This window comes from Pleomorphomonas carboxyditropha (assembly GCF_002770725.1).
Taxonomy (GTDB): domain Bacteria; phylum Pseudomonadota; class Alphaproteobacteria; order Rhizobiales; family Pleomorphomonadaceae; genus Pleomorphomonas; species Pleomorphomonas carboxyditropha.
This window is the reverse complement of sequence record NZ_NQVN01000012.1, coordinates 46,097-64,800: the sequence shown is the minus strand read 5'-3', so window position 1 is coordinate 64,800 and position 18,704 is coordinate 46,097. Positions and strand designations below refer to the sequence as shown.

The window sequence follows — 18,704 nt, the reverse complement described above, 5'->3', positions numbered from 1 at the left end:
CCATTTGGACTACCCGAAATCAAAATATACGTGAATCCCTCTACATTTTGCGTATTTTTTATAATGAATTTCGTATAAATTGATGTCGTGAAATAAAAATATGGAGTTGTCTCGTATTATTTCGAAGTAACAACGAGGTTGCCTCAGGGACTTCGGTCTATATACTGCCGGCGCGTGCTCGGCAGTGGCGGGCACGTCGACGAATGACTGAACGCTCAGTTCCAAATGCAAGGCGCCCCGCTGTCAGGAGGTTCGGGGTCGTGGGCTGTTTCATCATTCGCAACGACCAGAACGCGAAGCCCGGAGATCAAGATGAAACAGCTTCTCGCGACCACGTTTTTCGTAGCGGCGTCGGCCTCCCTCGTCCCGGCGCTCGCGGCGGACGGCACCTGCGGACGCGTCACGATTGCGAACATGAACTGGCAGTCCGCCGAACTCATCGCCTGGGTCGACAAGGCCGTCCTGGAAAACGGCTACGGCTGTAGCGTCGACCTGGTGCCCGGCGACACCCAGCCCACCCTGACCTCGATGGCCGAGAAGGGCGAGCCCGATATCGCCCCCGAGGCCTGGATCAACGCCATGCGCGAGCCGCTCGACAAGGCGGTCGCCGAAGGCAAGCTGGTCTATGCCGTCGAGGAACTCGGCGAGGGCGGCGTCGAAGGCTGGTGGGTGCCCGACTATTTCGCCGCGGCCCATCCCGACATCAAGACGATCGACGATGCGCTGAAGCATCCCGAATTGTTCCCCGATCCCGAGGACCCGTCGAAGGGCGCCGTCCACAACTGCCCGTCGGGCTGGAACTGCCAGATCACCACCGGCAACTTCTTCAAGGCCTATGACGCGGAGAGCCGGGGCTTCAATCTGCTCGACACCGGATCGGCCGCCGGCCTCGACGGCTCGATCGCCAAGGCCTTCGAGCGCCAGCAGCCCTGGCTCGGCTACTACTGGGCGCCGACCGCCATTCTCGGCAAGTATCACCTCGTCAGGCTCGACTTCGACGTGCCCTATGACGAGGCGGAATGGAATGCCTGCACCTCGGTGGCCGACTGCGCGGCGCCCAAGAAGAACGCCTGGGCCAAGTCCGAGGTGTTCACGGTGGTGACCACGCGCTTCGCCGAACAGGCCGGCCCGGCCTACGACTACATCAAGGCCCGCTCCTTCCCGACCAACGAGCCGGTCAACGAGATGCTGGCCTGGATGACCGACAACCAGGCGACCGGCGAGGAAGGGGCGCGCTACTTCCTCAAGGAAAAGGCCGACATCTGGACCAAGTGGGTCCCGGCCGAGGTGGCCGACAAGGTCAAGGCGGCGCTTTAGCATCGGACCGGAAACTGGACTCCGGTTTCCGGAAAATCCGATGCGACAACAAAGAACTAGATCGTCATCTTGCGTCCGTGGGCGCGCGCGACGATCTAGGCGCCTGCCTTCGCAGCACGGTCCGAATCCCGGTGACGCACCGGTCCGGCGGGGTACCTCGAAGGGCCCCGCCATTCCCGCACATCAAGTGACGCGGCCGGCATTCGACGACACGAGGAGATATGCGACGCATGTCATTTTTCGACGGTTTTCCGGTGATGGATGCCGACACCCTCACCGCTCTCAAGAAAGCCATCGACGGTGGCTTCCGCGCCTTCACGCGCGAATTCGGCGCCACCGTCGAGGACTTTTTCCTGCCGCTCCGGTCGTTCCTGATCTTCGTCGAGCGCCTCCTGGTCACCACGCCGTGGCCGGTGGTGCTGGTGGTGATCGCCGGCCTCGTCTATCTCGCCAGCCGCAGTTGGCGCCTCGTCGCCGGCGCCGTCGTCGCCCTGCTGGCGATCGGCTATTTCGGCATGTGGGAAGACACCATGCGCACGCTCGCCATGATCGTCGTGGCGACGCTGATGTCGGTGGCGATCGGCATTCCGCTCGGCATCCTTATGGCCTGGTCGGCAAAGGCGCGCGCCGTCATGCTGCCGGTGCTCGACGTGATGCAGACCATGCCGAGCTTCGTCTACCTCATTCCGGTGGTGATGCTGCTCGGCATCGGCAAGGTGCCCGGCCTGATCGCCGTGGTGATCTACGCCGCGCCGCCGATCATCCGCCTCACCAACCTCGGCATCCGGCTGGTCGACAAGGACGTGCTGGAGGCGGCCGACGCCTTCGGCGCCTCGACCTGGCAGAAGCTCGGCAAGGTGCAGTTGCCGCTGGCGCTGCCGACCATCATGGCCGGCATCAACCAGACGATCATGGCGGCGCTCTCGATGGTGGTGGTGGCGTCGATGATCGGCGTGCAGGGCCTCGGCCAGCCGGTGCTGAAGGCGATCGCCAACCAGTATTTCACGCTCGGCGTGTTCAACGGCTTCGCCATCGTCGGCATCGCCATCATCTTCGACCGCACCAGCCAGGCCTTCGGCCGCCGGCTCCAGAAGCATCGCGAGGCCGAGCATGCCTGAGTCCCAGACCTCCATCGAAATCCGCAACGTCTACAAGCTGTTCGGGCCGCATCCCGAGCGCTACGTCGGGGCCGTCCGCGACGGCGGCATGAACAAGGCCGAGCTCCTCGACAAGCACAACCACGTGCTCGGGCTCAGCAACGTGTCGCTCGACATCGAGGCCGGGCACATCCAGGTGATCATGGGCCTGTCAGGCTCGGGCAAGTCGACGCTGATCCGCCACATCAACCGGCTGATCGAGCCGACCGCCGGCGAGGTGATCGTCGGCGGCACCGACGTGCGGGCGCTGAAGCCCCGGGAGCTGCGCGACTTCCGCCGGACCAGCGCGGCCATGGTGTTCCAGAAGTTCGCCCTGCTGCCGCACCGGACGGTGCTCGGCAACGTGGTGTTCGGCCTGGAGATCCGCGGCCTGCCCCGCGACGCGCAACTGGAGAGGGCGCGGCAGTGGATCGACCGCGTCGGCCTCACCTGCTTCGAGGACAAGTATCCGAGCCAGCTTTCGGGCGGCATGCAGCAGCGGGTCGGCCTTGCCCGGGCGCTCGCCAACGACGCGCCGATCCTTTTGATGGACGAGGCCTTCTCGGCGCTCGATCCGCTGATCCGCGTCGACATGCAGACCATCCTGCTCGACCTGCAGGCCGAGGTCAGGAAGACGGTCGTCTTCATCACCCACGACCTCGACGAGGCGCTGAGGATCGGCGACCGCGTCGCCATCATGCAGGACGGCGAGCTGGTGCAGCAGGGCCGGCCGGAGGAGATCGTGCTGTCGCCGGCCACCAGCTATGTCGAGGACTTTGTGCGGCAGGTCAATCGCGGCCGCGTCGTCAAGGTGGCGGCGCTGGCACGGCCGCTTGCCGGCCCGCCGGCCGCCCTCAGGATGCCCTCGGCGCTGTCGCTGGCCGACGCGGCGCTGCGCCTCGTCGAGGCCAGGCTGTCGTTCGCCGACGTCACCGACGGCAAGGGCGCCGTCGTCGGGCGGGTGCATCTCGACGAGGTGGTGAGGACGCTCGCCCGCTCGGCCGGCGAGGCGGAGGCCAGCGACGATCCGCCGGCCCGGCTGGCCGGCTGACGGCGATGACGAACGTTTGATCGGCATCGCCGTGGCACCGCGGTTACATTGGCAGGCCCTGGGCATTCAACGAAACGGGCCTTGCCGATGCTGCGACGTTTCCTCGGGGTCATCTGTCTGCTGCTCGCGGCCGCCGCGCCGGCGCTCGCCGTGCCGAAGTGGCAGCGCTTTCCCGTGCCGCCGCCGATGCCGCCGGCCGACGAGAGCGGCTTTGCCGACATCCGCGGCATCAGCATGTTCTATTCCGTCTACGGCAAGGGCAAGGGATCGCCCATCCTGCTGATCCACGGCGGCCTGTCGAGCGGCGACGTCTGGAGCTTCGAGGTGCCGACGCTGGCCAGGAGCCACGAGGTGATCGTCGCCGACAGCCGGGGGCAGGGGCGCTCGAAGCACGGCCTTGCCTGGCTGACCTATCACCGGATGGCCGAGGACTATGTGGCGCTGCTTGCCGAGCTCAAGGTCGACAAGGTGACGCTGGTCGGCTGGAGCGACGGCGGCATCATCGGCCTCGATATCGCCATGCATCATCCGAAGCTGCTCGACCGGCTGTTCGCCCAGGCGCCCAACGTCACGCCGGACGGGCTGACCTCGATCCCGGAGATCGACCCGCCGCCGCTGTCCGAAAGCCTGTCGTCGGACGAGGCGGACCAGCCCGACCCGGCGGCACGGGCGCGCAGCCGCCAGATGGCGCGCGAGCGGATATTCCGGCGGCTGTGGGCGACCGAGCCGAACTATTCGGACGGCGATCTCGCCAGGATCCGCGTGCCGACCGAAATCGTCATCGGCGACCACGATCCGGTCATCCGGCCCGAGCACGCCGCCCATATCGCCAAGGCCATCCCGGGCGCCAGGCTGGTGGTGCTGAAGGATGTCGGCCATCCCGCCCATTCGCAGGACCCCAAGCAGTACCTGAAGGCGATCGAGGATTTCATGGCAGCCGGAAAGCCCGCTGCCGCCCGGCCGCCGGCGATCGCCGCCCGGAAACCGCCTGCAAGCCCGAATTCCCAGACGGCGGGGCTTGCCAGCCAGGGATCGGTCCAGTGATCCTCGAAACCTTCATCCGCGTCTTCGTCGACGCCGACGCGCTCGATCCGACCGTCGCCTTCTATACCGAACTGCTCTCGGGCCGGGAGACGCTGCGCTTCGCCTATCCGGAGGCCGGCCTCGAACTGGCCGCCGTCTCCTCGGCGAAGCTCTCGGTGCTGATCATCGCCGGCCCGCCCGAGCGCCGCGCTCCGTTCGAGGCGACGCGGCTGACCATCCAGGTCGACCGGCTGGAGTCCTATGCCGATGTGCTGAACGCGGCCGGCGGGCAGCAACTGGAGCCGGTCCGGAGGACGCCGGTGGGCCGCAAGACCCGCTTCCGGCATGCCGACGGCATGATCGTCGAATATGTCGACCACGACGAGGCCCATGGGTGAGGGCTGAGCGGCTGGAACATCCGCGCGACGGGACGGTTCCTTTAAACTCAAGCTCGATTGCAATCGGAGGTCCGCATGTCGCTGATTTCAGAAAATCCCGTCCTGTTCGTCAAGCATGGCTGCCCGTTCTGTCTGAAGGTGCGCCTTTATCTTCTGGAGGCCGGTCTCATCGATACGGTCACCCTGCGCGAAAGCCGCTCGCCCGAGGAGGAGGACGCGATGAAGGCGGAGCTGTCGCCCCACCTTGCCAAGGTCAGCTATCCGACGCTGCGCCTGGGCGACACCTACATGACGGAGTCGGACGACATCATCGCCCACTTCGTCAAGGAGGGCGGGCCGGCGCCGGCGCAGTTGCCGACGTTTCAGGCCTACGTCGACGGGCCGTTCAAGCAGCTTCTGGCGCTCTACAAGGAAAATGCCGAGCTCAAGCAGGGGGCCTGAGGCGGCTTGTCAGCCCGCCCGATCCTGCCCGAGGTCGATCAGGCCGGCGGCGGTCGGGCGGAAGCCGCAGCCGCGATAGAAGTCCGCGAGGTGGGGCTCGAAATCGACGTGCAGCCAATGCGCGCCGCGCTGGCGGGCGAGTTTCTCGGCCTCGCTGACGAGGCGCGTGGCGACGCCTCGCCTGCGAAAATCCGGATGGACGCAGGTGTCGAGGAGGAAGGCGTGCAGGCCGCCGTCCCATGCGACATTGACGAAGCCGACGATCGTCTCGCCGTCATAGGCCCCGACATGCCCGAGGCTGCGGGACAGGATATCCGCAAAGCGGGGCGGCATGGGGCCGCTTCAGGCGGCGCGCCAAAGCGCCCCGAGGTCGGTCTCGGCCGGAAACGGGTCTATCCTGAACTCCAGAGACGCCTCCTCATGCCGTGGCGATGCGGCTGGTGCCGGGGTCGGGAGAGGATAACCAGCCTTTCGTTTGAAGGGTGTCGTAGGCGATGCCGATCTGACGCGGCGAAAAGCGTCTCTTGCGCCCATTCCAGGCATGAACATGCGCAGTCGCTTCTTCAGCGTTCGTTGCGTTCTCGTGCATTGCCACCCAATGCACAGTGGCAAGAAGTTCAAGGCCAAAGGGAGTCTCGAAGCCTTCCACGAGTTCGCCCACCCGGTCAAAGCGATCTCGCGTATCGCTGTCGTTGCCCAGGAATGCCTCGGCGTCTTTGACCGCACCAGGAACCAATTCCAGTTGCTTATCTGGCGCGTCCCCGCCATCATGATAACCTGAGACAAGGTGGCCTTCGATCTTGGTCAATACATGACGCAGATTTTCGGCATAGGGGCCATAGTGATGCTTGACGTAGTTGAGTCGAAGCGGCTCGCCGGCCTCCTGCATGAAGTACATAAGCTTTTGCACTTCGATCAAAGTCACGAAGGGGTCCATCAGCCCGCTCAGATAGCGATGGATCAGCACCACGAGGGCAGCCCGTCCCGCTGTCATGTCCGGCACGTCTCTCGACTTCGTCGCGACGGGCGCGCTGTTCGGTTCAAATACGAGGACCTGCGTATCGTTGAAGCCACGCAGCGCGTCGACGATACGCGGGCGCACGTCGGCCCAGTCAAGTCCACCGAGGCCGCTGCCAAGTGGCGGGATGGCAATCGAGCGAATGTTACGGCGGCGGATCTCCTCCGCCAGCGCCGCCAAGCCGGAATCGATGTCCTCGATGCGGCTCTTGCCGCGCCAATGGCGTTTGGTCGGAAAATTGATGATGAACTTCGGGTTGCTCAGGCGATGTGTTTCAAATACGAACATCCGGCCCGGCTGCACTTCTTCGCGTGCACAGGCGGCTGCATAAGCCTTGAAATTGTCGGGAAAAGTGTTTTTGAATTGTAAAGCGATGCCGCGCCCCATGACGCCAACGCAATTCACCGTGTTGACGAACGCTTCCGCATCCGCTTGCAGGATGTCGCCTGTCGTGAATTCGATCATCGCCACCCTCCCTCAATAATACCAATCTCGCCGAATTTCGATCGTCGGTCGGTACATGGCGCCTTGCATCGCAGTAGATGTCGGTGCCACATAGGCTTGGGAAAAAACACCAATTCGCTCGAAAAGATGCCAAGGAAAAGAGTTTTCGATCAAGAACTCAGCCTGCTTGCCTTCCTTTACCGAGCGTGAAATGCCATTGCCGCTCCACTTGAGAGCTTGCACCGCGGCCCAATTGATGTCACCGAGCTGTTTAGTATCTGATCGATCCTCGAAGTAATAAGCTCCAGCGTTGGACAGGGTAAAAGCCCAACGACGGTTGTTCGCTTGTGCCCATTCGATCGAGGCATGCAGGTCCGCTTCGAGGTGAACAATCGGTTCCTGCCCGCCTTTGTAGGAAAGTTCCTCATTCCGACAGTAGATCAGATACAACATAACCGATCTGGGACAAAAATAGAACGGAGCACATTGTCCTACACGCAAATCGGGATGACAGCTCAGATTGAGCTCATTGAGGCGACGGGCCTTGATGCGGTGCATTCCGATCGTTGTTCCAGCGCCCTGTCGCTGCGCCATTGTCGCATCCGACCACAGAAAGCCATCCGCCACGATCGAGGCAAGCCGATCGATGTGGATGATATGGTAGATCTTTGGGCGATCAGGCACAGGCATTCTTTGGGTAAAGTTCCCTCAGATTCAATCTTTAAACACCTTCTCCGAAGTCGAGGTGCCGGGCAAGACGGGCAATTAGTGCCTCCTCATGCCGTGGCGATCCGGCTGGTGCCGGGGTCGGGCACGTCGATGCCTTCGGCTTCGTATTCGTTGAGCTTGTTGCGGAGCGTGCGGATGGAGATGCCGAGGATGCGGGCGGCGTGGGTGCGGTTGCCGAGGCAGTGGTCGAGCGTGTCGAGGATGAGGTCGCGCTCCACCTCGGCGACGGTGCGGCCGACCAGGGCGCGCGTCACCGCCTCGGCCGTCTGGGCGGCGCGGGCGGCCGGGTCGGTGGCGCGCGGCACGGCGGCGGTGCCTTCCATGCGGGCGCCGTCGGGCGAGCGGATGGCCTCGACGCCGATCTCGGTGCCGCTCGCCAAGAGCACGGCGCGGTGGATGGTGTTCTCGAGCTCGCGGACGTTGCCCGGCCAGCGGGCGGCGATCAGCTCGCGCTTGGCGTCGGCGGCGAGCGGCCGCTCCGGCATGCCGTTGATCTCGGCGTATTTGCGGCCGAAATGCTCGGCGAGCGCCAGGATGTCGGCGGGCCGGTCGCGCAGCGAGGGGATCTTCAGGTTGACGACGTTGAGGCGGTAGAGCAGGTCTTCGCGGAAGCGGCCCTCTTTCACGGCGTCGGAGAGGTTGCGGTTGGAGGTGGCGATGATGCGGATGTCCACCGGCACCGGCTTGCCGCCGCCGACCCGGTCGATCACCCGCTCCTGGATGGCGCGCAACAGCTTGGCCTGCAGGCGGACGTCCATCTCGGAGATTTCGTCGAGCAGCAGCGTGCCGCCGGAGGCTTCCTCGAACTTGCCGACGCGGCGGGCGACGGCACCGGTGAACGCGCCCTTCTCGTGGCCGAACAGCTCGGATTCCAGCAGGTTCTCCGGAATGGCGGCGCAGTTGACGGAGACGAAGGGCCTGTCGACGCGCGCCGACTTGCGGTGGACGTAGCGGGCGAGCACCTCCTTGCCGGTGCCGCTCTCGCCGGTGATCAGGATCGACGCCTCGCTCCCGGCCACCTGGTCGGCCAGCTTCAAGACCGCCTGCATCGCCTCGTCGCGCACCACCAGGTCGCGGCTGTCGGCGGTGACGGCGGCGAGCACGGCGGCGATCAGCTCGGCGTCGGGCGGCAGGGGGATGTATTCCTTGGCGCCGGCGCGGATGGCGGCGACCGCCGCCTTGGCGTCGGTGGCGATGCCGCAGGCGACGACGGGAACGTGGATGCGTTCCTCTTCCAGCGAGGTGATCAGCCGCTGGATCGGCAGCGACACGTCGATCATGACGAGGTCGGCGCCGCGCCCCGAGCGCAGCGTCCGCAGCGCGGTGTCGATGGTATCGGCCTGCAGCACCGACGCGCCCTTGTCCATGGCGATGCGGGTGGCGGCGGTGAGCTGGCCGTTGAGCGAGCCGACGATCAGAAGGCGCATGGGTCTGTCTCCGGTCAGCGCTCGGCCTTGACGATTTCGGTCATCGTCACGCCGAGCTTGTCTTCGACCAGCACCACTTCGCCACGGGCGACGAGGCGGTCGTTGACGTAGATGTCGATGGCTTCGCCGACCTTGCGGTCGAGCTCCAGCACGGAGCCGGGGGCGAGCTGCAGGAGGTCGCTGACGCCGAGGCGGGCGCGGCCGAGGATGGCCGACACGCGCACCGGAACGTCGAACACCGCCTCGAGCTCGGCGGCCGAGCGGGTGACGGCGTGATCGTCGCCGTCGTCGCCGGCCCGGCGGCGCTCGGCGACGTGTGATTCGAGGTCGATGCCCGAGGGTTCGTCGGCGGGGGTCATGCGGCGGCTCCGCTGTTGGACGTGAGGTCGGTCGGGTCCGGGGCCGGCAGGTAGCGGGCGATCGCCGCCTCGATGCCGGCGACGACGGCGGCGTGGTCGAGAACTATACCACCATCGGCCCACTCGATGCGGCAGTCGCCGCGCGTCATGCCGGGCTCTCCGAGCACCACGAGGCGGCCCTCGAAGCCGCGCTCGGCGACGAGGCGCTTCAGTTCGCCCTGGATCGGCCCGGCGTCGACGTCCGACAGGCGGATGACCAGGTGGGGCGCGGCGCGCAACGGCGCGAAGCAGTCTTCCAAGAGCCCGAGGATGCGCTCGCGCGGCTGCCGCTCGACCAGCGAGCCGGCGATCTTGATGGCCACCGTCTCGGCAAGGCGCATGGCGTCGGCCTCGATGCGGGCGCGCTCGGTGTCGAGCACGGCGAGGATCGACTGGGCGGCGCTGGCGAGGCGCTGCGCCTCGTCGGACAGGCGCATGGCTTCGCGGGCGGTGCGGTCGGCGGCCTGAGCCTCGGCGCTGTCGCGGCCGGCGGCAAGGCCCCGCTCGTAGGCAGCGGCCTCGGCTTCGGCGAGACGCGAAAGATGCTCCGGCTCGGGAACCATCACGGTCGCCGGCGCGGCGTCGGCGCGCGCCGCCGGGGCCGAGAAGTCGTTGTCGAACAGGAAGCGGGCCGGTGCCGCCATCAGCGGATACTCCTTTGCGAGGGGCCCGTCACATGACGAGCTCGTCCTCGCCCTTGTTCTTGGAAATCATGATCTCGCCCTTGGCGGCGAGGTCCTTGGCGAGATTGATCAGGGCGGCCTGGGCATCGTCGACGTCGCGCAGGCGGACGGCGCCCATGGCTTCCATGTCCTCCTTCAGCATGGCCGAGGCGCGGGCCGACATGTTGGCGAAGAAGAAGTCGCGCACGCCTTCCTTGGCGCCCTTCAGCGCCAGCGCCAGCTTGTCCCTCTCGACCTGGCGCAGCACCGTCTGGATGGCGCCGGCGTCGAGCTTGGCGAGGTCGTCGAAGGTGAACATCAGCGCCTTGATGCGGTCGGCGGCGTCGCGGTTGTGCTCCTCGAGGGCGGCGATGAACTTCGCCTCGGTGTTGCGGTCGAAGGAGTTGAAGATCTCGGCCATCAGCTCGTGGGCGTCGCGGCGCTGGGTGTTGGTGAGGTTGGACATGAACTCGACGCGCAGCGTCTGCTCGACCTTCTCGAGGATGTCCTTCTGCACCGCCTCCATCTTCAGCATGCGGTCGACCACCTCCAGCGCGAATTCGTCGGGCAGCTTGGAGAGGACACGGGCCGCGTGGTCGGAGTTGATCTTGGAGAGGACGACGGCGACGGTCTGCGGATATTCGTTCTTGAGATAGTTGGCGAGCACGTTCTCCTGCACGTTGGAGAGCTTCTCCCACATGTTGCGGCCAGCCGGCCCCCGGATCTCGTCCATGATGGCGTTGACCTTGTCGGGCGGCAGCACGGCGAGCAGCAGGCGCTCGGTGGTGTCGTAGTTGCCCATCAGCGCGCCGGAAGACGAGACGCGGGTGACGAACTCGACCAGCAGGTCGTCGAGCATGGCGGGGGTGATCGGCCCGAGCTTGGACATGGCGACGGAAAGCTGCTTGATCTCGATCTCGTCGAGCAGCTTCCAGATCGGGCCGCCGTAGCGGTCGCCGAGCGCCAGCATCATCACGGCGGCCTTCTCGGCGCCGTTCAGCGCGCGGCTCTCGCCTTCGGAGGAGATGGTGAGCGCGTTGCCTTTGGCGACCAGCGCGGTGGGAGACAGGGCCATTTACGCCGGCACCTCCGACAGCCAGTTGCGGATGATGATCGCCGCCTCGTTGGGATTGTCGCCCACGAGGTCGCCGACCTTGCGCACCTGGTCGAGCTGCATGGCGCCCTGCGCCTTGGCGCTCTCGATGCGGGTGTCGTTGGGCAGGGCGGGGATGTCCGGCGCTTCGCCGGCCACCTCCACGCCGTCGGCGCCCATCACCACCGGCTTGCCGTCGGGGTTGAGCACCACCGTCACCGCGTTGCGGCCGGCGGCCGCCGCCTCGCTCAGGGCGGAGGTGATGGCCGGCAGCGTCTCGGCGTCGATGTCCGAGCCGAGGATGCGGCGGATCAGCGGCCGGACGGCGAACAAGAGCACCAGCAGCGTCACCAGGATCAACACGCCCATCTCGGCGAAGCGCATGATGTCCTCGCGCGAGAAGTCGAACATCGAGGCCGGCGCGGCGGCAAGGTCGGCCGGGCCGGGCGGGCTGTCGGCGAACTGCAGGTTGACCACCTGCAACTGGTCGCCGCGCTTGTCGTCATAGCCCATGGCGGTGCGCACCAGCGAGGTGATCTGGTCGAGCTCGGGCTGCGGCCGCGGCGCGTAGGTCATGACGCCGTTGGCGTCCGGCGTATAGCGGCCGTCCACCAGCACGGCCACCGACAGGCGCTTGACGCCGCCGACCTCGGTCACCTGGGTGCGGGTGGTCTTGGAAATCTCGTAGTTGACCGTTTCCTCGGTGGTCTGGGCGTTGTCGGAGGTCTGCGACGCGCCCTGGGCGCCCTGCGTCTGGTTGGCGTTGGGGATCTGGTTGCCGGCCGAGACGGGCGGATTGCCCTGGTTGTCCTGGCTCAGCGACTTCTCCTCGCGCGTCTGGGTGGAGCGGACGACCTGGCCGTTGGGGTCGAAGGTGTCCTGCGTCTCCTGGACGCGGTTGAAGTCGAGCTCGGCGGCGACGCGGACGCGGGCCCGGCCGGCGCCGACCACGCTTTCGACGATGTCGCGGACGCGGGCTTCCACCTGGTTCTGGTAGGCGGTGGTGCGCTCGTCGGCGTTGGTGGCGAGGTAGGAGGCGCTGCTCTCGTCGCCGTTGCCCTGGGCGAGCAGGCGGCCGGTCTCGTCGATCACCGAGATGCGCGCGGGATCGAGGCCGGACACCGCCGAGGCGACGAGGTGCTGGATGGCGCGGATCTGGCCGGGATCGAGCGTGCCGCGCGTCTTCAGCACGATGGAGGCGGTGGGCTTCTGCTCGTCCTTGCGGAACAGTTGCCGCTCGGGCAGCACCAGGTGGACGCGCGCCTGATCGACCTGGCGGATGGTGCGGATGGTGCGCGACAGCTCGCCTTCGAGGGCGCGCAGCGCGTTGACCGACTGCACGAAGGAGGTGGTGCCCAGGGCGTCGGTCTTGTCGAAGATCTCGTAGCCGACGCTGTCGCCGGCCGGCAGGCCCTGCTGGGCCAGCGCCATGCGCGTCTGGTCGAGCTTGGTCTCGTCGACGAGGATGGTGGTGCCGCCCTCCTTCAGCGTGAAGGCGGTGCCGGCCGAGGTGAGCTGCTGGGCGATGGCCGCCGAATCGTCGAGGCTGAGGCCGGTATAGAGCGGGACCTGCTGAATGGCCGAGAAACGCAGCACGATGAACACGAAGAAGCCCATCAGGCCGAGCGCCACGGCGCCCATTGCCGCCAGCCGGCTTGGCCCCAGGCTCTTCAGGAACTCTCCAAATCCACCCACGCCGATTCCCCACTGTTCGACACGGCGTGAATCGTCGACGCCGCCGCGGACCAAGGCGGCAATTATTTCCACACGCTTATGGTAAACAAGTTATTAACGCCAGACGGCCGGTCCGGCGCGATCGGCGGAAATCCGCCAAAACCGGTTTATGAAGATTTGCATAATTCACGGCATTTTTTGCCGGGTGCAGCGGCGGGGCCACAAAAAGGCAAGGGCGGTCGATCCGTCCGGACCGGCCGCCCCCTTGAAAAGGACGCTTGTTGGGGTCCCGTCAGGGACGATATTGCTGGACGCGCGTCGCCCTGAGGCCGGCAAGCCCGTGCTTGTCGATCGACTGCTGCCAGGACAGGAATTCCTCGACGGTGAGGGTGTAGCGCTTGCAGGCTTCCTCCAGGGACAGGAGGCCGCCGCGAACGGCGGCGACAACCTCGGCCTTGCGGCGGATTACCCAGCGCTGGGTGCCTTCAGGCGGCAAATCGGCAATGGTCAATGGGCTTCCATCCGGCCCAATGACGTATTTTACGCGCGGACGCATCTGTTCGGTCATTCTACTCTCACACAAATCTGACCTTCAGAAGAGCACCCTAAATCAAGCCGTTTAAAAAACGCCTAACTGCTTCGCAAGAATTCGGTAAGATTTTGAACGACTTGCCGAAAGCCTGCCGTTTGCCGCGTTTTAGGAATTGGGCCGCCCGGCCGCGGAAATGAGGCGCTTTTCCGTTTCAAAGATTAACGGGGCCACGCGAAAGGCGTCCTCGGCGGCCCGCTCCATAGCGTGCCGGCCGATTTTGCAACGATGCCGAATGATGCGAATAACTACCTAGAGCCTCGGATCGGACGGTGGACGCCGGCTTTCGGAAAGTCCGATGCATGTTCGCAGGCCGGCCCAAAACATCCGGTTGGCAGGCGGATGAAGGAAAAAGCGGCGACCTTCCTGGAGACTTACATCGGCCGCCTGCTTCATCCTGCCCGAGGTCCTGCGCCTGCGCGCAGGATGACACCTTGTGGGGAGGTTATATATTTGTTTTCTATATATAATTCTATCATCCCGCGCGGAGGCGCAGGACCTCGGGCCGGAAAGGGCGGAAGGCGGATATAAGGCGTCGCGTCCGTTTTGCCGTTTGCATCAGGGGCGTGAGAAATCGGCAGGCGGCCGGGAGGCATCGTCAGCGCATCTCGGCGTCAGGCGGAGACCTCGGTCAGCGCCGACAGCGGCAGCAGGCGGCCGTTGACCTTGATGAACGGCTGCTGGGAGGAGGTGTCGACCGCCTGCACCTTGCCGGTGATCTCGGTGGTGATGGTGACCGCCTTGCCGTTGGCATCGGTGCCGTTGACCGAGATGGTGTAGGCGCCGGTGGACGAGCTGTAGTCGGAGCCGTAGGTGCCCTGGCCGTCCCAGCTGAAGGTGTTGTTGCCGGCCTTGAGGTCGGTGGTGCCCTGGTAGACCACGCCGCCGTTCTCGTCGGTGATGGTCACCTTGGCGCCCGGCGCGTCGGCCGAGGAATTCACCGTCCAGTCGGCCTTGCCGTCCTGGAACTTGGTGGTGTCGGAATAGGCGGTGACCGACTTGCCGACGTAGTTGACGAGCTGGAGCGCGGCGCTGGAGGTTAGCGTGTCCATCATCGCCTGGAGGTTCTGGTTGGTCTGGATCTGCTGCTCGACCGTCGAATACTGGACGAGCTGCTGGGTGAAGTTGTTGACGTCCATCGGCGACAGCGGGCTCTGCGTCTTGAGCTGGGTGGTGAGCAGCGTCAGGAAGGTCGCATAGTTGGAGGTCAGCGCGTTGGTCGCCGCCGAGGACGTGTTGCCGTTCGAGGAGGAACCGATGCCGGATACGCTCATGATGGTCTCCTGAAACTGCCGAAGCTCTCACTCAGACGCGGATATCGATGCGGCCGTCGCCGCGCGGGCGGTAGGCGCCGGGGGCGATCGCCGTCTGGACCTCATCCTCGGCCTTGCTCCTGAGAGAGCCCTCGGGCGGGGTCTGGCGGCCCTGCTGCTGTTGCTGCTGCTGGTCCTGGCGGGCGAAGGCGGCGGACCGGTCCTGCTGCTGGCCGCCGTCCTGGCGCATCGACATCGACACCGAGCCGTCCTTCACCTCGAAGCCGGCGTCGCGCAGCGTCTGCTCGATGTGCCGCTGGTCGCGCGACAGCGCCTCGAAGGTGTCGCGGCGCTCGACGACGAGATGGGCACGGGCGCTGCCATCGGCCGAGAAGTCGACCTTGACGTCGACCTTGCCGAGATCGGCCGGGTCGAGCCGCACCGAGAAGCTGGTTTCGCCGGCCTTGACGTGGCGAACGATGGTGGCGCCGACATCGTCGAGCTTGACGGCGGCGCCGGCGGTCGCGGCAGCGGCGGCCTGGGGTGCGGCCGTGGTGCCTGCGGTCTGGCCGGCCGGCAGGGCCTGGGTGCCCGGGGCGGCGTCGGCTTGCGTCGCGCCGGCGCCAACGTCGCGCAGGCGGTCGGCGAAGGCGCGGGCGGCGCTGGAAACGCCGCTCACCGTCTTCGGTTTGGCGAGGCCGTTGTCGGCGGCCTGGTTGGGAGCGGCGCCGGCGCTGCTGGCCGACGTGCGCTCGCCTGGGGCATCGGTGGCGGTCGAGGGCTTCTCGGCGGTAGCGGCCTTGGTATCGGCCGGCTTGACGCTGGCGGCGGCAGCCACGGCACCGGCGGTGGCGATCGCATCGGTGGTGGCGACATCCGTGGCGGCGGTGGCGGCGGCCGAAAGCCGACCACTGGAGGGCAGCGGCGACTGGGAGACGCGCGCCGTGGTCGCCGGCTGGGTGGCGTCGTCGGCGGCCGCCGCGCTGTCATCGGCGGATGCGGCGGTCGTCGCGGTCGCCGCCGGCTTGCCGGTGGAAGCCGCCGGCTTCGGGGGAATGCCGGCCGGGGCGGCGGCGCTCGTCTGCGACGGGGCGGCGGTATCGGCATCGACGACCGGCAGGGCGGTGGTCGTGGTGGCGGCGTCATTGGCGGCGGCCGGGATCGGTGCCGGCGGCGCGACCGTCACCTTCGGCGCGTCGGTGGCCGGCGCATCGGTGGTTTTGGTCGAGGCGGTGGCCGAAGCCGCGGTGGTGGACGCCTGCGGCGCATCGTCCGAGGATGCAGCGGGCGGCGTGGGCGCCGCCTCGGCGGGCGGCTGGAGCGTCGCGGCGGTGTCGAGCGCCGGCGTCGCCGGCTTGTTGTCGGACTGCGAGGTCGCGGCGGCCGGCGTGGCCTGCGGCGCGACCGGCGGCTCCGGCAGGTCGGCGGTGTCCGGCGTGGCGGCGGGAACGGTCACGGTGGCGGTCGTGTCGTCGGCCGGCGTGGCGGCCGGCTTCTGGGTCGCCGCCGCGGCAGCGGCCAAAGCGGCTTGATCGACTGTTGCCGCCGCCGCCGTCTGGACCGTCGCGGACTGCGTTGTGGCAGCCGGTGTCGTGGCGGGCTGCGACACCGGAGAGGGCTGCGGGGCGGACGGCTGCCGAGTGGCCGCGTCGAGCGCTGCCGCCGCCGCGTCGTCGCTCGCCGCGGCGGTGGCGTCGGCAATCGAGGCGGCGGTGGCCGCAGCGGTCGCCGCGGCAGTGCCGGCGTTCTGTCGGGACGGTTCGGGCGTCGTGGCGCCGGCATCGGCGAGCGCCTGCTGGAAGCCTTCGGCGGCGGCGGGTGTCTGGGGCGCCGGGGCCGCGGCCGGGGTGGTCGTGCCGAGCGCGGCGACGGCGTCGCCTTCGCCATCGGACTGCAAGCCGGCGTAGGCGGACCAGAAATTGGCGAGGTCGAGCGGCACGGCGGCGAGCTCGGCGGCGGCGGCCGGGTCGGCCTCGGCGACCGCATCGACGGCGACGTCGTCGAGGTCGGCGTCGTCCATCTCGGCGCCGGTATCCGCCGGGGCATCGGTGGCCGCGGCGGCGTCCCGCCGGTCGCCGCGACGCGACGGCGCGGCGTCGCCACGGTCGGCCCGGCGTCCGGGCGCATCGTCCGTGCGGTCGGCGCGGCGTCCGGAGGCCCGATCGGCCCGGTCGGCGCGACGCCCGGAAGCGCCGTCGGCGCGATCGGCGCGGTCGGCCCGTTGCGGCGCGGGCGTGTCGCGCGGCGATGCCGGCTGGGCGGTCGGCTCGTAGTCGGTCGCGTCGGCCACCATGTCGCGGAAATCGTTGCCGGCGCCCTTGACGGCGGCGACGCTCAAGGTCGCCGCCGGCGTCGGCGCGGCGGACTGGGGAAGCGGCAGAACGGGAGCGACAGTGGCCATGGACGGATCCGTTACACGCGGGACAAACTCGGTCACCCCTTTGGACTGCAAGGAAAAGGCCAACGATCGGCCGTGACCGGCCCGGGAACAAGCCATTCGCGCAACACGGTTTTTCCGCGGCGCGTCGCCAGCGCCCGCCGCCGGCGCGGCCCGGCCGGCCGGCAAGCTTTGCCGTTACCCGGCAGAAATGACCCAGCCATGCCGGCGTGGCTCTGGAGCTTGGCGGCCAAAGCAGCTATTAGGAACGAGTTGTGAGCGGAGCGGGCCGGCGGCACCGGACCCAGCGTTCCGCCGGAAAGACGCCATGCTGAATTCGCTCGATCTCGAAGGCCGCCCAGAGGACACCCGTGTCGTCGTCGCCATGTCCGGCGGCGTCGATTCTTCCGTCGTCGCCGGTCTTTTGAAACGCGAGGGCTACGACGTCGTCGGCGTGACGCTGCAGCTCTACGACCACGGCGAGGCGATCCACCGCAAGGGCGCCTGCTGCGCCGGCCAGGACATCCACGACGCCCGCGACGTGGCGGCCCGGCTCGGCATTCCCCATTACGTGCTCGACTACGAGAGCCGGTTCCGCGAGGCGGTGATCGACCGCTTCGCCGAGAGCTACATCGCCGGCGAGACGCCGGTGCCCTGCGTCGCCTGCAACCAGACGGTCAAGTTCTCCGACCTGCTCGACACGGCGCGGAACCTCGGCGCCGAGGCGCTGGCCACCGGCCATTACGTGCGCTCGCGCCTGGTGGACGGCCATCGCGCCATGTACCGGCCGGTCGATCTCGACCGCGACCAGAGCTATTTCCTGTTCGCCACCACCCAGGAGCAGCTCGATTTCCTGCGCTTCCCGCTCGGCGGCCTGACCAAGCCGGAGACGCGAGCGGTGGCCCGCGACCTCGGCCTGGAAGTGGCCGACAAGCACGACAGCCAGGACATCTGCTTCGTGCCGCAGGGCAAGTATGCCGACGTCATCGAGAAGCTGAAGCCGGAAGCGGCGGCGGCCGGCGACATCGTCCACGTCGACGGCCGGGTGCTCGGCCGCCACGGCGGCATCATCCATTTCACGGTCGGCCAGCGGAAGGGCCTCGGCGTCGCCACCGGCGAGCCGCTGTTCGTCATCCGGCTCGACGCGGCGAGCCGCCAGGTGGTGGTGGGGCCGCGCGAGGCGCTGATCACCCATCGCCTGACGCTGCGCGACCTCAACTGGATCGGCGGCGCATCGCTCGACGCCGAGGTCGACAGCGGCCGCACGGTGTTCGCCAAGGTGCGCTCGTCGCGGCCGCCGCAGGCGGCGATGATCGTCCGGCAGGACGGCCGGATCGGCGTCGAGCTCCTGGACGGCGAGCAGGGCATCGCGCCCGGCCAGGCCTGCGTGCTCTACGACGCGCCCGGCGACGAAGCGCGGGTGCTGGGCGGCGGCTTCATCGAGGCCACCGCGTCGATGCACAGGTCGCTGGCGGCGGAGTGAGGTCGGGGCGATGGGAACCGGCGAAGCGGGGATCGTCCCCGCTGGATACAAGGGTGTCTTATATTGGCCCCTTGCTCCATTCTGCCCGAGGTCCTGCGCCTGCGCGTAGGATGACAACCTATCCATATGTTTCTTATATATAATTCTGTCATCCTACGCGCAGGCGCAGGACCTCGGGCAGGCGCGGGCGA

At 67.2% G+C, this 18,704-nt stretch carries 17 protein-coding genes and 1 pseudogene; 7 read left to right on the top strand and 11 right to left on the bottom strand.

Annotation, left to right across the window (positions count from 1 at the left end):
• Positions 1 to 312 precede the first annotated feature (312 nt).
• From CJ014_RS16960 to CJ014_RS16935, 6 genes are all read left to right on the top strand, one after another.
• Complete coding sequence (locus CJ014_RS16960; protein WP_100081671.1) at positions 313 to 1,317, top strand: ABC transporter substrate-binding protein; 1,005 nt, start codon at positions 313 to 315, stop codon at positions 1,315 to 1,317.
• Positions 1,318 to 1,547: 230 nt separating this feature from the next.
• Positions 1,548 to 2,435: an ABC transporter permease gene (locus tag CJ014_RS16955; RefSeq protein ID WP_100081670.1), complete on the top strand. Its 888-nt coding sequence runs from the start codon at positions 1,548 to 1,550 to the stop codon at positions 2,433 to 2,435.
• On the top strand, positions 2,428 to 3,504 hold the full coding sequence (locus CJ014_RS16950; RefSeq protein ID WP_100081669.1) for a quaternary amine ABC transporter ATP-binding protein: 1,077 nt from the start codon (positions 2,428 to 2,430) through the stop codon (positions 3,502 to 3,504). Before CJ014_RS16955 ends, CJ014_RS16950 begins: the two co-directional genes overlap by 8 nt.
• Before the next feature lie 87 nt (positions 3,505 to 3,591).
• On the top strand, positions 3,592 to 4,548 hold the full coding sequence (locus CJ014_RS16945; RefSeq protein ID WP_100081668.1) for an alpha/beta fold hydrolase: 957 nt from the start codon (positions 3,592 to 3,594) through the stop codon (positions 4,546 to 4,548).
• On the top strand, positions 4,545 to 4,925 hold the full coding sequence (locus CJ014_RS16940; RefSeq protein ID WP_100081667.1) for a VOC family protein: 381 nt from the start codon (positions 4,545 to 4,547) through the stop codon (positions 4,923 to 4,925). The genes CJ014_RS16945 and CJ014_RS16940 overlap by 4 nt, the downstream gene beginning before the upstream one ends.
• Positions 4,926 to 5,000: 75 nt before the next feature.
• The gene (locus CJ014_RS16935) at positions 5,001 to 5,366 is read left to right on the top strand and encodes a glutathione S-transferase N-terminal domain-containing protein (protein WP_100081666.1); all 366 of its coding nucleotides are present in this window, start codon (positions 5,001 to 5,003) and stop codon (positions 5,364 to 5,366) included.
• A 9-nt stretch (positions 5,367 to 5,375) separates the two neighbouring features.
• Here CJ014_RS16935 and CJ014_RS16930 read toward each other — a convergent pair.
• The 11 genes and pseudogenes from CJ014_RS16930 to CJ014_RS28320 all read right to left on the bottom strand — a co-directional run bounded on the left by CJ014_RS16930 (position 5,376) and on the right by CJ014_RS28320 (position 17,054).
• Positions 5,376 to 5,774 (bottom strand): annotated as a pseudogene (locus tag CJ014_RS16930) (GNAT family N-acetyltransferase).
• Between the two features lie 10 nt (positions 5,775 to 5,784).
• Positions 5,785 to 6,849: a type II toxin-antitoxin system antitoxin DNA ADP-ribosyl glycohydrolase DarG gene (gene darG, locus CJ014_RS16925; protein ID WP_100081665.1), complete on the bottom strand. Its 1,065-nt coding sequence runs from the start codon at positions 6,847 to 6,849 to the stop codon at positions 5,785 to 5,787.
• 12 nt (positions 6,850 to 6,861) lie between these two features.
• The gene (gene darT, locus CJ014_RS16920) at positions 6,862 to 7,518 is read right to left on the bottom strand and encodes a type II toxin-antitoxin system toxin DNA ADP-ribosyl transferase DarT (RefSeq protein ID WP_100081664.1); all 657 of its coding nucleotides are present in this window, start codon (positions 7,516 to 7,518) and stop codon (positions 6,862 to 6,864) included.
• 86 nt (positions 7,519 to 7,604) lie between these two features.
• Positions 7,605 to 8,984: a sigma-54-dependent transcriptional regulator FlbD gene (flbD, locus tag CJ014_RS16915; RefSeq protein ID WP_100081663.1), complete on the bottom strand. Its 1,380-nt coding sequence runs from the start codon at positions 8,982 to 8,984 to the stop codon at positions 7,605 to 7,607.
• A gap of 14 nt (positions 8,985 to 8,998) precedes the next feature.
• Positions 8,999 to 9,343, bottom strand: a complete 345-nt coding sequence (gene fliN / locus CJ014_RS16910; RefSeq protein ID WP_100081662.1) for a flagellar motor switch protein FliN — start codon at positions 9,341 to 9,343, stop codon at positions 8,999 to 9,001.
• Positions 9,340 to 10,026 carry a FliH/SctL family protein gene (locus CJ014_RS16905; RefSeq protein WP_100081661.1) on the bottom strand — a complete coding sequence of 229 codons (687 nt, stop codon included), beginning with the start codon at positions 10,024 to 10,026 and terminating at the stop codon, positions 9,340 to 9,342. Before CJ014_RS16905 ends, fliN begins: the two co-directional genes overlap by 4 nt.
• A 28-nt stretch (positions 10,027 to 10,054) precedes the next feature.
• Positions 10,055 to 11,119, bottom strand: a complete 1,065-nt coding sequence (gene fliG / locus CJ014_RS16900) for a flagellar motor switch protein FliG (RefSeq protein WP_100081660.1) — start codon at positions 11,117 to 11,119, stop codon at positions 10,055 to 10,057.
• Positions 11,120 to 12,832, bottom strand: coding sequence for a flagellar basal-body MS-ring/collar protein FliF (gene fliF / locus CJ014_RS16895; RefSeq protein WP_100081757.1), 1,713 nt, complete (start codon positions 12,830 to 12,832; stop codon positions 11,120 to 11,122). It lies immediately after the preceding gene.
• Between the two features lie 271 nt (positions 12,833 to 13,103).
• Positions 13,104 to 13,379, bottom strand: a complete 276-nt coding sequence (gene sciP, locus CJ014_RS16890) for a CtrA inhibitor SciP (RefSeq protein ID WP_026784035.1) — start codon at positions 13,377 to 13,379, stop codon at positions 13,104 to 13,106.
• A 635-nt stretch (positions 13,380 to 14,014) separates the two neighbouring features.
• Entirely contained in the window at positions 14,015 to 14,674 is a 660-nt protein-coding gene (locus CJ014_RS16885; RefSeq protein WP_100081659.1) for a flagellar hook assembly protein FlgD, read from the bottom strand.
• Positions 14,675 to 14,705: 31 nt separating this feature from the next.
• Positions 14,706 to 17,054 carry a flagellar hook-length control protein FliK gene (locus CJ014_RS28320; RefSeq protein ID WP_100081658.1) on the bottom strand — a complete coding sequence of 783 codons (2,349 nt, stop codon included), beginning with the start codon at positions 17,052 to 17,054 and terminating at the stop codon, positions 14,706 to 14,708.
• A 304-nt stretch (positions 17,055 to 17,358) separates the two neighbouring features.
• On the opposite strand from CJ014_RS28320, the gene mnmA reads away from it, so the two are divergent.
• Complete coding sequence (gene mnmA, locus CJ014_RS16875; protein WP_100081657.1) at positions 17,359 to 18,513, top strand: tRNA 2-thiouridine(34) synthase MnmA; 1,155 nt, start codon at positions 17,359 to 17,361, stop codon at positions 18,511 to 18,513.
• Positions 18,514 to 18,704 lie beyond the last annotated feature (191 nt).